Origin of the sequence: Fusobacterium ulcerans, from assembly GCF_003019675.1 — a bacterium.
Lineage (GTDB): Bacteria > Fusobacteriota > Fusobacteriia > Fusobacteriales > Fusobacteriaceae > Fusobacterium_A > Fusobacterium_A ulcerans.
Map to the genome: position 1 here is coordinate 1,696,784 of NZ_CP028105.1, position 15,691 is coordinate 1,712,474.

Sequence of the window (15,691 nt, forward strand, 5' to 3'; positions counted from 1 at the left end):
CTTTAATATTTAAATATTTTTGATAACTTTTGCTGGTACTCCCCCAGCAACTACATTAGCAGGAATATCTTTTGTAACCATTGCTCCTGCTGCAATTATTGCATTTTCTCCTATTCTGACCCCTGATACAATAGTCACATTAGCACCTAGCCAGACATTTTTTTCCAGAATAATCGGTGTTGGATATGTAGTACCTCTGTCTTTAGGAGCAAAGCCATGATCGAGAGTTGCCAGAGTTACATTATGACCTATGAGAACTCCATCTCCAATGAAGATGCCTCCTTGATCTTGAAAATGACAGCATGTATTTATAAAAACATTTTTCCCAATGTGAATATTTTTTCCACAGTCAGTATAAAATGGGGGAAATATAGAGAATGTGCTGTCAATTTCCCTTCCAGTTAGCTGAGTAAATATATCTCTGATTTCCTCTGGAGTATGATATGAACTATTTAGTTCAGCTGTTATTCTCATAGCTTCATGGCTCAGTTTAACCATAAAATCATAAATTTCTGTTCCAGTAGGAATTGGTTTCCCACTATTTACATGCTTTAAAAATTTTTCTATATCTATTTTCATCACCTTCCTCATGTTGAAATATATTTTACTTTTATTATAGAGCAGAAGGACTTTGATATCAAATACCTATATCAAATAAAGAGATATGCTTGACAAGCATATAAAAAGAGAACTATAATTAATGTAGAAGTATTAGAAAAGGAGGGAATATGGAACTAAGAGTTTTGCGTTATTTTTTAGCTGTAGCAAAGGAAGAAAGCATTACAGCAGCATCAGAAACTTTACATGTAACTCAGCCTACACTTTCTAGACAGCTTATGGAATTAGAAGAGGAATTTGGAAAAAAATTGTTTATACGTGGAAATAGAAAAATTACTCTGACAGATGAAGGAATACTTCTTCGTAAAAGAGCAGAGGAAATAGTTGAACTGGTAGAAAAAACAGAAACAGAAATTACAGCTTCTGATGAAATAATAAATGGTGATATCTATATAGGTGGAGGAGAAACAGATGCTATGCGTATTATTGCACATATAGTAAAAAAACTCCAAGAAAAATATCCACAGGTAAAATATCATCTGTTCAGTGGAAATGCAGATGATGTAACAGAAAGATTAGACAGGGGATTATTGGATTTTGGAGTTGTAATAGAACCTGCAAATATTCAGAAGTACGATTATCTAAAACTTCCAGCGACAGATACATGGGGAGTATTGATGAGAAAAGACAGTCCATTGGCACAAAATACAGTAATAAAACCAAAAGATTTACATAATATACCTCTTTTATGTTCAAGACAATCAATGGTTGGGAAAGGAATTTCTCAATGGATAGGAAAAGATTTTGAAAAGTTGAATATTGTAGCTACCTATAATCTTGTGTATAATGCTTCTCTTATGGTAGAGGAAGGAATTGGTTATGCACTGTCTCTTGATAAATTGGTAAATACTACAGGAAATAGTGCCTTATGTTTTAAACCACTGGAGCCAAAACTGGAAGTAGGGCTAAATATTGTCTGGAAAAAATCACAGGTATTTTCTAAAGCTGCAAAGAAATTTTTGGAAATGCTGGAATCGGAATTAAGTTAAAAAAAAGAATTTAAAATAGGAATAAGAATATAAATTAAGGCAAATAAATAAGAGATTAAATAAAACTAAAGTAAATTTTAAAAATTAGAAAGATTTGTGCAATTAGCAGCGAATATTTCTAATAAGAAAATTCTTAGGTTGTACTCCCTTATGAATTAGCCTTTTTTTATTTTTTGAAAATATAAAAAGCTATTGACTTAGAGTTAACTCGAAGTGCTAAACTTCTATTAAGATACTTTAAGGAGGGGATAAGAATGACTAAACAGAAAAAAATATTTTTAATAGGGATAAGTTTTTTATTTTTAACAGGAATACATTTAGAAGCAATATCAGCACTAGAAAACAAAAAGCCAATAATGATACAGGAGCAGGGAAGCTTTAGTGTAGGAGGAACAGTTATAAGTACTTCAGGAACATATAATACAAATACTCCATTGAAACCTGATGGGCAGACTTTACATGGAGATCATGCTTATGTATCATATCAGATTCCAGTAAATGCACATAAGAATCCATTGGTATTTCTTCATGGAGCTGGACAATCAGCTCAGACATGGGAAACAACTCCAGATGGGAGAGAAGGATTCGATAATATTTTTCTTCGTCGTGGTTTTGGGATATATTTAGTAGATCAGCCAAGAAGAGGAAGAGCTGGACGAAGTACAGTGGAAGGAACAGTTTCTAATGCAACAGATGATCAATTCTGGTTTGATACTTTTCGTATAGGGGAATATCCTCGTTACTTTGATAATGTACAATTTGCTAAGGGAGAAAAAGCTTTAGAAAATTTTTTCCGCCAAATGACTCCCAATACAGCTGCATATGATGAAGGTGTGATTTCAGATGCAATGGCTGCCTTATTTGAAAAGATAGGAAATGGAGTTTTAGTAACTCACTCACAGGGAGGAGGACCTGGATGGTGGACGGCTATCAAGAATTCAAATGTTAAAGGAATAATAGCATATGAGCCGGGAAGCGGATTTGTATTTCCAGAGGGAGAAGTTCCTGAACCATTACAAACAATAAGTCCTTTTGGAGCATTAAGTGCAGGAAGTATTCCAATGGAAGAATTTATAAAACTAACAAAAATACCAATTGTAATCTATTATGGAGATAATATAGCTCCTGCTCCATCTAAAGAGTGGACTAAAGATCACTGGAGGGTGCGTTATGAAATGGCAAAACTTTGGGCAGAAGCAGTAAATCGTCATGGTGGAGATGTAAAAGTGGTTCATCTTCCTGAAATTGGAATAAAAGGAAATACTCATTTTCCATTTTCAGATTTGAATAATATAGCAGTAGCAGACGAAATGTCAAAATGGTTAAAAGAAAAAGGATTGGATAAATAGGAGAGGTGTTGAACATGAAAGTATTATTAGTAAATGGAGGACCACATGTAAAAGGATGCACTTATACTGCCCTTGCAGAAGTGGAAAAAACTTTGAACAAAGAAGGAATAGAAACTGAAATATTCTGGGTAGGAGTGAAGCCAATAGCAAGCTGTATATCTTGTAGAACTTGTGCAGAAACTAAAAAGTGTGTATTCAATGATTGTGTAAATGAATTTTTAGACAAAGCTAAGGACTTTGATGGATTTATTTTTGGAACTCCAGTACATTATGCAGGAGCTACAGGAGCAATAACTTCATTTATGGACAGAGCATTTTTTACTGATTTTCTAAGCGGAAGAAAAACTTTCTGGCTAAAACCAGCAGCAGCAGTAATTTCTGCCAGAAGAGCAGGAACAACAGCTGCATTTGACCAGATGAATAAATATTTTACTATTTCAGAAATGCCGATAGTTTCATCAAGATATTGGAATATGGTACATGGAGCAGAGGCAGAAGATGTATTGCAAGATGAAGAAGGACTATATACTATGAGAGTATTAGCAAGAAATATGGCATGGATGCTGAAATGTAAAGAAGCAGGAATAAAGAATGGGGTAGAATTTCCAGAACAGGAAGAGCCTGTTTTTACAAATTTTATCCGTTAAATATTATTTCATAATTGATAAAATAAAAAGGGAGATGCTAATGAGAAAGATTTATACGGCAATACTATTAATAATGACAGCAGTATCTTTTACAGCTTTTGGAAATCAAAAAGTTGATGGTAAAAAAATATTGATTGCATATTTTTCTGTACCAGAAAATGAAAAAAATAATGGAATAGACGGAATCGGATCAGCCAGTATGCAGTTTGCAGATGGAAAGCTAGTTGGAAATACACAGCTAATGGCTATGATGATTCAGAAAAAAACAGGTGGAGATATATTTGAAATAAAAACAAAAGCTCCTTATCCAAGAGATCATAAAACTTTAGTAGATCAAGCTGATGGAGAGAGAGAAAGAGGATTTAAACCAGAGCTTGCTTCAAAGATAGATAATATTGATGAATATGATACTGTCTTTATTGGTTATCCAATCTGGTGGTATGGCTTCCCAATGCCTATGTATACTTTCTTTGAAGAAAATGATTTCTCTGGTAAAAAAGTTATTCCTTTCTCAACTCATGGAGGAAGTGGATTTACAGGTACTATTGAAGAAATGGCAAAATTACAGCCTAAAGCACAGGTAGAAGAAAATGGACTTACTATTTCAAGAAACAGAGTTTCTGGAATGGAGAGAGAAGTAAATACATGGCTTGAAAACTTAGGGTTCTAATTAGTATTATACATAAAAACTTATTTTAATAAAAAAGCATCACCCATGAGGTAATTTTACCTTGTGGGTGATTTTTTGTTTTGGTAGTTTATTTCTAGAAATTGTGATGAAAATAATAAACTTTTTAAAATAAAAAATTTTATTAAAAAATGCCTTGAAAAATACTGAAAGAATAAATTGATTAAGAGCGGTATCGTAAGAAGCTCAAAAAAATTTAAAATTAGTGCCTTTATTTCGTATTTTGTATTTTTAATATACAAAAATAGTATGTTGTGCTAATATATGAATCGTTATATTTATGAAAATTTTAAACAGCTTTAAAAAATATTAAAAAAAAGGTATTAGATATAAATAAGTCAGCATATATTATTATGAATTCGAAGGAGTGAAAAATGGAAAACAAAAGAAACACAAAAAATCAATCATTCTGTTGGCAGGAAAAAAAGATACTGCGATTATTGAGGTGTCTGCATGATGGAAAAGAACATGACAAGCTTAGAAATCTGTTTCTAACTCTTACTGAAATCTACAGTGATTTTAATGGGAGAGATATCAAATACTACACACAGACAATAATTAAATACAGCAGTTTAAGCAAGGATTGGATCCCGAAAGGATTAAAAACATTTGAAAACTTAAAAGTGATACAGCTGGTAGAAGAAAGGAATAAGGGAAAATTTAAAGGGAAAAGATTAATATTCACTCCTAAAAATATTGGAGAAATGGAGAAATTTTCCCATGCAGAAAAAAACAATAATGATAAGACTATTCCTGAAAAAACCATTCCTGAATTTTTAGAGCCATCAGAAGATACTCTTTATTTAGAAGATAATAAAAGAATAAAAGATATAAATAATACACACACAAGGGATTTTATCAAAGAGCTTTTAGATAGAATAGCAAAAGAGAGTGAAAATGAAGATGAAAAAGTGTGAATACCATGGAAAAGGAAAAAGGACTGGAAAAATTTAATTTTTTTACTGGAATAAAATTTAAACATATGGAAAAATAAAAAAAATTCTCATAAAAAAGAATAAAATAAAAAAAATCCTCAGTATAAAATTTATTGGGAATTTTCAAATTTAAGGGTAGTTTAAAAGAGTTCTCTTTTATATACAAATGCGAACACTTAGATTTTTAGTTGTAGCAAAATTTTCTTTAACCCATGATTTGTTTATATATACTTACATTGTAGATGATACATTATTTCGATAAAAAAGTCAATATCTTAATTTAAATAATAGTCTATAAAATTAATGAATTAACTATTATTCGCAAAAGTATATAAATGCGAACATTTACAAAGTGCAATTTTAAGTTCATAAAACATCTAAAAATCAAGGTTTGAAGATTTTTTTTGAATTTATGTAAGATTTAAATATGAATGAATATTTTTAGGAGGGAAAAGATGATAGAAAAGATTATGAAAGCAGTAAAGAGCAACAATAAAAAAAGAGGAAGAAATATTACAGTAGGAGCAGTAGTAGGAATGCTTCTATCTTGTACGGTTGTAATGGGGGAAAATGTAGCAGGATTAGAAATAATAACAGGAGAAAAAGGAATAGAATTTAGTAAAGATGGAGATAAATTTACACCGGGAAGCGCAACTGATCCATATTCTGATAATACTTGGACTAATAATACATATACAAATAACTCAATAATATCTGGAACAAGTGAAGATGGTGAAGGTTATGGAATATATGTGAAAGACTCAGAGGGAAAACTAGCAAATTTAGATGGAAATCTAAGAAATAATGGCGAAATAGCTGGTAAAGGTTCTACTAAGGGTTATGGAATATATGTGAAAGACTTAAATGGAAATCTAACAAATAATGGAAAAATAACTGGTGAGGGGACTAGTACTGGTGGTTATGGAATAAGTATACTAAACGCCTTAAATGGAAGTCTAACAAATAACGGGAAAATAACTAGTACTAATAATTCTGGGACTGGTACTAGGTTTGGAATACGTGTAGCAAACTTAAATGGTGAATTAACAAACAACGGTGAAATAACTGCTATTAATTCTGGTACTGGTAATAGTCATGGGGTATATATAGTTTCAAGTACAGAGCAAATGAATCTAACAAACAACGGTGAAATAACTGCTTCTGCTACTGGTGAAGGTTATGGAGTGTATGTGTATAATAACTTCAATGGAACTCTAACAAACAATGGAAAAATAACTGGTACTAGTTCTGGTTCTAACTTTGCTGCTGGAGTGCGTGAGGAGAATGCCTTCAATGGAACTCTAACAAATAATGGAGAAATAACTGGTATTGCTGTTAGTACTAGTGCTAATGGAATATATCCAGTGAAAGGCTTAAATGGAAATCTAACAAATAATGGAAAAATAATTGGTATTAGTACTAGTGGTGCTGGTTTTGGAATGACTATTGGAAAGTCAAAGGGTAGTGAACTAATAAATAATGGAATAATAGCTGGTACTAGTTCTAGTGCCAATGGTCATGGAATATATTTAGACTCTGCAACTGATTCAAGTATAGCAAATACAGGAGTTATATATGGTTCAACTAATGCTATATTTATTCAGCAGGAAACTATAAAAAGTATAGATAACTACGGACTTCTTGTAACTGGTAGAGATGTAATAAATGATAGAACAAAAATTGTTAATCTAAAAAACTATGGACTTGCTTTTAAAGTTGATGGAACTAAATATTCAGCTAGTACTGAGGTTGATAGCAATGATAATAGTGATTTTTCAAACTTTGGAACAATTTCTGGAGATGATAAATATACAGTAATAAATGCTAAAGCTATTGGAGAGAGTGCTACTGAGATAGAAGGAACTGATAGTATAACTTTAAAAGATGGATCTTTCTTATATCTTGACTCTAAGGATAGTGAACAAACTGAAAGAATTTCTTCAGATAAAAAATATGTTTTAAATGGAATAACAGATACTCTTAAAGTTTCTGGATGGTATAACAAATTAAATGACAGCATAGTTAATGCTTATGAAACAGCAGTTGTAATGGGTGAAGATAAATCAATGCTTACTTTGGACAATACAATAGTAAATGGAGGAATGAAAGAAGATACTACAGCTGTAAATATAACAGGAACTGGAAATGAATTTATTGCTAAAGGAAACTCTGTAATAAATACCAAAGCTGACGGTGTTGCTATAACAGTAGGTGGAAATAACAATGCTGTTGTTTTAGAAGGAAATGCAATAGTCAATGGAAAGATGGAAGCTAAAGGAAATGGGAATATTCTTGATCTTGATGGAACAGGAAAATATGGAATGAATATGCATTATGATATCTCTGGATTTGAAAAAATGGCTATAGACAATAATGTAACATTCTCTGAAGATATGAAAGTCACAGGAACTAAAACAGTGGCAGTAGAAGGAACAGGAGTATTAAATCTTAGATTGAAAAAGGCAGAAGGGGTACCACTAGCAGATGATTCAGCAAGTACAATACCAAAAGCAACTCACGCTTTCTCAAAAAATGGTGAAATGACAATAGAGGGAAGCTCTGAAGGGGAAGCAGGAACTTTGAATTTCATAACAAATGGAATAGGAAGAGAAATATTAGTTGATATGGAAGATATAGCTCTTAAAAATATGAAGATAAAAGCAAGCTCTATCATAGATACAGCTAGATTTGAAGGAAATGATATTCATTTAGGAGCAGGTTCAGATTTAGGTGAAATTGTAAATCCTAAAGTAAATAAATATAATTCTTTAAATAAGATATATAAAAGTATTTACAGTAGTAGAGAAGAAAATATTGATGGATTGAGAGATATATTAAGCATGACTTATCTTGGAAAAAATTATGACTTTAACAATGCAACAGATGAAGAACAACTTGCAAATCTTTTAACTTATCTAAATAGTATCTACAGTGGAACTCCTTACTCATATAGTTCAGAGTTATCAAGAAGATCAATAGGAATGTTCAGAGATATTATCACAGAAAATGAATTCAGACCAAACCTGAATAACTGGTTGATAATGGGTGGTTTAACTCATGCTGATGGTGGAACTAAAGATACATATTATGGAAGAAATTATCATGAATTTGATACTGGTTCATCAGAGACAAGCGCAGATATGAAACTTACTGGAGCATATATGCTGGCTAAATATGGATATTCAGAAAATACTTCTCTAGGTTTAACTCTTGGTGGAAACAAAAGTGAAGCTAAGCTAGATATGGCAAAAGTAAAAGGAAATAGTGGATACTTAGGTGCATTCGCTGAAAACTACAGAGGAAACCTAACATTAAAAGCAGGAGCTGGAGTACAATATTCAGAATATGATGCTGACAGAAGAACAACAGGAGACAGCTATAGTGATAAATATTCAGATATGGCTTATGATATTTATTTAAATGGAAGATATTCTAACCCAATGGGAGATAACTTCTTCTTAGAACCATACGGAACTCTATCATACACATATGTAGATCAAGATGGAGCAGATGAAGGAAACAAAACTCTAGCGATAGAAACTGATTCTAAATCATTTGACTATACAGTAGGAAAAGTTGGATTAGATCTTAAAAAAGTAATACCTCATGAAAAAGGTAAGAGCACTTTAACTGCTGGAGTAAGCTATACTAAAATATTTGATGGAGCAGATGAAGAAAATATCACTGGAAGATTTAAAGGTGGATCAGACTTTGATATCATTGTAGCTCACAAAAATGAACACAGTATAGGACTTAATGCTAAATATGCTCTTGAACTAGAAAGTGGAGTACTACTTGATGTAAAAGGAACTTACTCAGTGGAAAGAGATTCTCACAACGGTTCTGCTAAAAACAAAAATAAAGGTGAATGGATAGTTGGAGCAGGATTAGGATATAAGTTCTAATTAAATTAATGATGAAGGGCTGGTTAACTGTAACCAGTCTTTCGCTTAATGTTAAAAGGGGAAAGATATGACTGAAGGGGAATTCATAAAGTTCTATAAAAAAAGAAATAAGATTAAAAGTCACAGATTAGTGAAAGAAAAGATAGACTTATTCTGGAATGCACTATTTAAAGCTTTAGATGAAGATAAAAAAGTGGTATTACAGAGATGGGGAGTATTTGAAAAAAGAGAGATGAAATCTAGAAAAATAAAGGTACCAATGTGGGAAGAACCAACTTATACTAAACCTAAAGAATCAATAAAATTCAGAGCAGGACTAAATTTTGTAAAGATAGCTAATGGTGATACAGATGAATAAAAGAGAATTAGCAAAGGTATATGTAAAAATGAGCCCCAAAAACATATCAATAGTACAGGCTGTAAAAGAGATAGAAGAATTTCTTGAAACATTGAAAGAATCAATAGCCTTAGATAATGAGGTAGGATTTCCTAAAAGAGGAGTATTTGAAATCTTGACAAGACAACCAAGAGTAGTGGCTAATCCTGTTACAAGAGAAAGAATGACTGTATATCCAAAAAAGACAGTAAAATTCAGAGCATCTAAAAAAATAAAATAACTAAAAGGACTATCTGTTGTAACTAGATAGTCCTTTTTATATAATTAAAGTTCATTATTTAAAATTTTATTTGCCAGTTCTTCACGGTCAGCTTCGCACATATTTAATACTCCAGTATTTAAAGCATTTTCATAAAGATCAATCTTATAATTAATTGTTTTTAAAGTCTTTTGAAGTGCTGCAATCTGACTTTCTACAGTTGCTTTACGCTCTAAAAATAAAGCATGACGTCTTTGAACTGAAGCAAATCCTTCTTCACACCAATCAATGTACAGCTTAATATCTTTCAGCGACATTCCAGTAGCTTTAAGACATTCTATTGTATTTAACATTATAAAATTTTTGGTACTAAAGATACGTCTTCCATTTACATCTCTTTCTATAGGCAGTAAGCCTTCATTATCATAATAACGGAGTGTATGAGTAGTTGTATTTAATTTTTTTGCAGCTTCTCCAATACTTAGGTTTATCATGTTACCCCCTCCTTATAAACAAATTTATTTATCTATAATAAATTTGCTTGTATGGTATCATAAAAAAAACTTAGTGTCAATTAGAAAAAACTTGCTATAGACTTAACTCTAAGTGATATACTACTAATATTGAAATAAATATTTCTATAAAAATATTTGTGATAAGTTTGGAGCCCTTCTAGGCTCTTTTTTCATATTTAAACTGAAAAACAGGAATATTTTATAAAAAAAATTCAAGAATATGATATAATATAAAATTGAAGATAGAGAAAGAATAAAATTATTAATGAAGGAGAGACAGATGAAGGTAGATTTACATTTACATGATAATAAATATTCTTCAGATAGTCATGTGTCAATAGAGGAAATTATAAAAGAAGCCCGAATAAAAGGATTAGATGGAATTGCCCTTACAAACCATGAGAGTACTGATGTAAGAAAAGAGATTGAGGAATTGGTTCAGAAATATGATTTTCCAATTTTTCCCGGAGTAGAATATCTGACTAAAGATGGAGATATAGTTGCATTTGGAATTGATGAACTTCCAGAGGAACAGATGACAGCTCAGGAATTTATAGATTATGTAGCTAAAGCAGGAGGAACTTGCACTGCTGCTCATCCATACAGAACAAATAATAGAGGACTGGAAGATAAGCTTAACATAGTAAAAGGACTTACAGCCATTGAAGGATATAATGGAAGCACAAGTGAATATCATAATGGTCTGGCTGTAGCAACTGCAAAAAAACTTGGAATACAGGTTCTTGGATCAAGTGATGCTCATGTAAAGGAAAAAGTGGGGGTATTTGCTACTCTTCTTCCGTATAGAGTAAACAATGTAAAAGAACTTATAGAAGCTTTGAAAACTAATAAGTGTAAGCCGTTAGTATATAAAAACAATAAATATGAAGTAATAGAATAAATAAAAATAGGAGGAATTTATGAAAAAAACATCATTGTTATCTGCAATTTTTATGCTTGTTTTAAGTATTAATATATTTGCAGAGGGAAGTCTTAAAGTAGTAGCAGCATATGGAGGGAAAGAAAAAATATTTCAGCAGTTTACTAAGGATACTGGAATAAAGGTAGATTTTATAGATATGTCATCTGGAGAGGTTTTATCAAAGCTACAGGCTGAAAATGGAAAGCCATCAGCTGATGTATGGTTTGGTGGAGGACTGGACAGTTTTATTACTGCTAAAAATAAAGGACTTTTGGAAAAATATATTTCACCAGAAATGGCTGAAGTACCTTTGAAATATAGAGACAAAGATGGACATTGGTCAGGAGTTTCTTTAGTTCTTGTAGGATTTATGGTAAATAATGAAATATTAGCAGATAAAAAATTAGATGCCCCTAAAACTTGGGCAGATTTGACAAAGCCTGAATACAGAGATGAAGTTATCATGGCTAATCCTGCTATTTCAGGAACTAACTATGCATTGGTAGATAATCTTATCCAAGAACTTGGAGAAGATAAAGCATGGGAATATTTTGAAGCATTAAATAAAAATGTACCTTTCTTGGCTAAAAGAGGAGGAGAGCCTCCAATGAAAGTTACTACAGGAGAATTTGGTGTAGCTGTAATTCCTATGTCGGGAGAGTTTATATTAATGGAAGGAAAATATCCTGTAACAACTATTTATCCAGAGGATATGATTCCTTGGGTTCCAGCAGGTATGGCAATCTTTAAAAATGCAGAAAATTTGCCTGAAGCTAAAAAATTCGTAGACTGGGCATTATCAGAAAAAGGACAGATAGCTATCAGAGATGAAGATCCTAGAGCTATGGTTAGAAATGGTGTTAAGACGCCTGAAAGTATAAAGACTATTGACATGGACAAATTAATCAATATTGATATTGATAGATTGGGAAATGAGAGAGAAAAGGTTTTAAATGAATGGAATAAAAGATTTGGAAATAAAGCAAAATAATTATATATATAATTTTATATTATTTCTAGTTATTAGTGGGGTAGTACTTTTTTGTTTCTACCCCATTTATAAAATAATAGAAACGAGTTTTTTTGATAATAACACTTTCACATTAAAATTCTATAGAGGTATTTTCAGTGAAAATTATATTCTGCTGAAAAATACATTGATGACTTCAACTGTATCAGCTGGAGTATCTTCTATATGTGGAGCTGTTATAGCTTTTTATATGATTTTTTCAGGGAAAAGAATTAAAAGTTTTTTCTATTATTTGCTGATGCTTACTATGATATCACCTCCTTTTATTTTTGGTATATCATATATTATGCTCTTTGGGAGAAGAGGGCTCATTACATACAGAATTTTAGGATTACATACAAATCCCTATGGACTCCAAGGAATTATATTATTACAGATTATAGGAGAAATTTCTTTTGCTGCTTTTATGCTCTATGAAATATTTAAGAATATTGATTATAATCTGATTGCAGTATCAAGATCTTTGGGAGCTTCTCCATGGGAAACTGTAAAGAGAGTTGTTTTTCCCTTATCAGTTCCAGCACTTATAGGAACATTTTTTATTTTATTTACAAAGAATCTGGCAGATTTTGGAAGTGCTGTCATCATTGGTGGAAGACATAGCACACTGGCAACAGAAGCATATTTGACTGTAATTGGTGAAGGAAATATGCCCAAAGCAGCAGCTATGACACTGCTCCTTATTTTACCTGCACTTTTAGCATTCTGGCTCTACAGAAAAGTTTTAATTAAAAATCTAAATCTGGCTTCTGATATAAAAGGGAGCGGATTAAAAAATATATCATTTAAACTTCCATTTTGGGTAAAAACTATTTTAGGAATAACAGCATGGTTTTTCTTTTTAATTATGCTTTTACAATATTCAGCCATATTTTTTTCAGGATTCTATAATTATACTTCTAAAGGGATAGAATTTACTCTTGAATATTTAGAAAGATTTCAATTATCTGCTTTGAAAGTATTTTTAAGAAGTATAATATATGCTTTTATAGCTGGGATTCTCTCATCAGTTATAGGGATTTTAATCTCTTATTACAACAAAAACAGAGATAATAAATTTATGCAGATTATTGAATTTTTTGCCAGCCTTCCATATATTATTCCGGGGACATTTTTCGGATTGGGATATATACTGGCTTTTAATAGGGGAATACTTACTTTAACAGGAACAGCTGCTATAGTTATATTGAACTGTACTTTTAGGCAGATAAGTATAGGAGCAAAGGCTGGAGATTCGATTTTAACTAAACTTAATTCCAATATAGAAAAAGCAGCTAAAGATTTAGGAGCTCCTAAAATCAGAATATTATTAGATATAATATTTCCTGCATTGAGACCAGCTTTTCTAATTTCTTTTATCAACTGCTTTATTGCTACTATGACTACAATAGGGGCTATTATTTTCCTGATTTCTCCAGGAACTAATGTTGCTACAGTTGTACTCTTTACTCATGTAGCACAGGGAGAATATGGACTGGCTTCTATAACAGCACTGGCTATAACTATTGTTACTTTTTCTTTGAATATTGCAGTTTACAGATTTTTGAAAAAATAGAGTGAAAAGAGTGATGAAAAATGTATTTAAAAATTGAAAATATAAGAAAAATGTTTGATAAAACCAGAGGGATAAAGGATATAAATTTTTCAATAGAAAAAGGAGAATTGATATCTTTTTTAGGACCGAGCGGCTGTGGGAAAACAACTCTTTTAAATATAATAGGAGGATTTATTCAGCCTGAAACTGGAAAAATATATCTTGAAGGTGAAGAGATTACTAATTTTCCACCTGAAATAAGAAATATATCTACAGTTTTTCAAAATTATGCTCTTTTTCCTCATATGAATGTTATTGAAAATATAAAGTATGGACTTAAATATAAAAAAATATCTAAAAAAGAGCAGGAAGATTTAGCTCAGGAGTATCTAAAAATAGTAGGATTGGAAGGATATGAAAAAGTGTCTATTCATGAATTAAGTGGAGGGCAGCAGCAGAGAGTTGCTTTAGCCAGAGCCTTAGTTCTGCATCCTAAGCTTCTTTTATTGGATGAGCCTTTCAGCAATCTCGATGCAAAATTAAAGATAAATATGAGAGAGGAGCTGAAACAGCTTCAGAAAAAACTGAATATAAGTATGATATTTGTAACTCATGATCAAGAGGAAGCTTTGAGCCTTTCTGATAAAATAGTAGTTATGAATATGGGAGAGATCATACAAATTGGAACACCAGAGGAAATATATTATAATCCAGCAAATGATTATGTAGCTGATTTTATAGGAAAAGCAAATTTTATTATGAAAGATGGGAAAAAATCTCTGCTGCGTCCAGAGGATATTTCTATGAAAAAGTCAGAAAATGGTGACTGGATAATTGTTTCAAAAGAATTTATGGGAGCTCATACAATTTTTAAAATAAAAAAAGCTCAAGATGAATTGTATGCAAGTATTCAGGGAGAAGAAAGTAAAGATTTCAAGATAAATGAGAGAGTTGAAATCATGTATTAAAATTTGAGGAAATTAAAATAATATAAGTTAAGGAGGGAAGTTCTATGAATCCAAAGGAATTTTGCAGCTGTACAGATCATAAATGTCCTTTTAATCCAGTTAATCATGATAAAGGGTGCGATTTATGTATATCAAAATGTTTAAAATTAAATGAAATACCATCATGTTTTTTCAAAAAAATCTCAACTGAAAGACCAGAAAATGAAGATTATACATTTAAAGGATTTGCTGATTTTACAATGAAGCATTGGAAAAAAGATTAGATGGAGGGATAATTATGGAAAATAAGGTATTGGTTGTTTATTTTACTTGGAGTGGAACTTCAAAAATAACAGCAGAGATAATGAGAGAAGAATTGAATGCAGATATATTCCAGATTGAAGCAGTAAAAAAATATCCAGATAAATATATCCCTTGTGTGGCTCAAGCTGGTGTAGAAAAATTTAAAAAGGAAAGACCTCAGCTGAAAGCAGAAGCAGAAAATATTTCTGATTATGAGAAAATAGTATTGGTATTTCCTAACTGGTGGGGAACATTGCCAATGCCAGTATTTTCTTTCTTAGAGAAATATGATTTTACAGGAAAAACAATACTCCCTATCTGTATGCATGGTGGTGGTGGACTTACTAATACAATAAAGGATTTGAAAAAAGTGTGTCCTGCTGCAAATATCTTAGAGGGAACTCCAATAAAAAAACAAGATGCAGAATCAGAAGCAACAAAAGAGATTTTAAAAAGTTTTGCAGATATACTAAAATAATAAAAAACTGAGAACCTTTTATGAGGTTCTTTTTTTATATAAAAAAGATTGTTATAATTTCACCTGATCTGATAGAGAATTTATTATTTGGTTTAATTTTAAAATAAATTAAATAAGGAACTGAAAAACGTAATAAATATCACAGTATTTATTTGTAAATTAGTATAAAATTTAGAAAGTAATGCCTATTAAATAACAAAATGTATATATTTAGTAGACCAAAATATTTTGGAGT

Annotated in this window: 16 protein-coding genes; 14 read left to right on the forward strand and 2 right to left on the reverse strand. The window is 31.3% G+C overall.

Annotated features, from left to right (window positions below):
• Window positions 1–9: 9 nt before the first annotated feature.
• Entirely contained in the window at window positions 10–579 is a 570-nt protein-coding gene (locus tag C4N20_RS07930; protein ID WP_005978811.1) for a DapH/DapD/GlmU-related protein, read from the reverse strand.
• Between the two features lie 149 nt (window positions 580–728).
• On the opposite strand from C4N20_RS07930, the gene C4N20_RS07935 reads away from it, so the two are divergent.
• From C4N20_RS07935 to C4N20_RS07970, 8 genes are all read left to right on the forward strand, one after another.
• Window positions 729–1,607 (forward strand): LysR family transcriptional regulator, encoded by an 879-nt coding sequence (locus C4N20_RS07935; protein ID WP_005978813.1) that lies wholly within the window; start codon window positions 729–731, stop codon window positions 1,605–1,607.
• Window positions 1,608–1,861: 254 nt separating this feature from the next.
• Window positions 1,862–2,956: an alpha/beta hydrolase gene (locus C4N20_RS07940; RefSeq protein ID WP_005978816.1), complete on the forward strand. Its 1,095-nt coding sequence runs from the start codon at window positions 1,862–1,864 to the stop codon at window positions 2,954–2,956.
• A 14-nt stretch (window positions 2,957–2,970) separates the two neighbouring features.
• Window positions 2,971–3,603 carry a flavodoxin family protein gene (locus C4N20_RS07945; protein WP_005978818.1) on the forward strand — a complete coding sequence of 211 codons (633 nt, stop codon included), beginning with the start codon at window positions 2,971–2,973 and terminating at the stop codon, window positions 3,601–3,603.
• Window positions 3,604–3,643: 40 nt separating this feature from the next.
• The gene (locus tag C4N20_RS07950; RefSeq protein WP_005978820.1) at window positions 3,644–4,273 is read left to right on the forward strand and encodes a flavodoxin; all 630 of its coding nucleotides are present in this window, start codon (window positions 3,644–3,646) and stop codon (window positions 4,271–4,273) included.
• Between the two features lie 392 nt (window positions 4,274–4,665).
• Entirely contained in the window at window positions 4,666–5,208 is a 543-nt protein-coding gene (locus tag C4N20_RS07955; protein WP_005978822.1) for a hypothetical protein, read from the forward strand.
• A gap of 473 nt (window positions 5,209–5,681) precedes the next feature.
• A complete protein-coding gene (locus C4N20_RS07960) occupies window positions 5,682–9,131 on the forward strand; it encodes an autotransporter outer membrane beta-barrel domain-containing protein (protein WP_106878568.1) in 3,450 nt (1,149 codons plus the stop codon).
• Window positions 9,132–9,198: 67 nt separating this feature from the next.
• Window positions 9,199–9,489, forward strand: a complete 291-nt coding sequence (locus C4N20_RS07965) for an HU family DNA-binding protein (protein WP_005978826.1) — start codon at window positions 9,199–9,201, stop codon at window positions 9,487–9,489.
• On the forward strand, window positions 9,482–9,748 hold the full coding sequence (locus C4N20_RS07970; RefSeq protein WP_005978828.1) for an HU family DNA-binding protein: 267 nt from the start codon (window positions 9,482–9,484) through the stop codon (window positions 9,746–9,748). The genes C4N20_RS07965 and C4N20_RS07970 overlap by 8 nt, the downstream gene beginning before the upstream one ends.
• 44 nt (window positions 9,749–9,792) lie before the next feature.
• Here the strand turns inward: C4N20_RS07970 and C4N20_RS07975 are convergent, their stop codons facing one another.
• Window positions 9,793–10,221 (reverse strand): MerR family transcriptional regulator, encoded by a 429-nt coding sequence (locus C4N20_RS07975; protein ID WP_005978830.1) that lies wholly within the window; start codon window positions 10,219–10,221, stop codon window positions 9,793–9,795.
• A gap of 301 nt (window positions 10,222–10,522) precedes the next feature.
• Between C4N20_RS07975 and C4N20_RS07980 the strand changes: the two genes are divergently transcribed.
• The 6 genes from C4N20_RS07980 to C4N20_RS08005 are packed head-to-tail and all read left to right on the forward strand — an operon-like array spanning window position 10,523 to window position 15,456.
• Window positions 10,523–11,143 (forward strand): PHP domain-containing protein, encoded by a 621-nt coding sequence (locus tag C4N20_RS07980; protein ID WP_005978832.1) that lies wholly within the window; start codon window positions 10,523–10,525, stop codon window positions 11,141–11,143.
• 19 nt (window positions 11,144–11,162) lie between these two features.
• Window positions 11,163–12,155 carry an ABC transporter substrate-binding protein gene (locus tag C4N20_RS07985; protein WP_005978834.1) on the forward strand — a complete coding sequence of 331 codons (993 nt, stop codon included), beginning with the start codon at window positions 11,163–11,165 and terminating at the stop codon, window positions 12,153–12,155.
• Window positions 12,118–13,749, forward strand: coding sequence for an ABC transporter permease (locus tag C4N20_RS07990; protein WP_005978836.1), 1,632 nt, complete (start codon window positions 12,118–12,120; stop codon window positions 13,747–13,749). Before C4N20_RS07985 ends, C4N20_RS07990 begins: the two co-directional genes overlap by 38 nt.
• 20 nt (window positions 13,750–13,769) lie before the next feature.
• Complete coding sequence (locus tag C4N20_RS07995) at window positions 13,770–14,696, forward strand: ABC transporter ATP-binding protein (protein ID WP_005978838.1); 927 nt, start codon at window positions 13,770–13,772, stop codon at window positions 14,694–14,696.
• A gap of 44 nt (window positions 14,697–14,740) precedes the next feature.
• A complete protein-coding gene (locus tag C4N20_RS08000) occupies window positions 14,741–14,959 on the forward strand; it encodes a DUF6485 family protein (RefSeq protein ID WP_005978840.1) in 219 nt (72 codons plus the stop codon).
• 14 nt (window positions 14,960–14,973) lie between these two features.
• Window positions 14,974–15,456, forward strand: a complete 483-nt coding sequence (locus tag C4N20_RS08005; RefSeq protein WP_005978842.1) for a flavodoxin — start codon at window positions 14,974–14,976, stop codon at window positions 15,454–15,456.
• The last annotated feature ends 235 nt before the right edge of the window (window positions 15,457–15,691 follow it).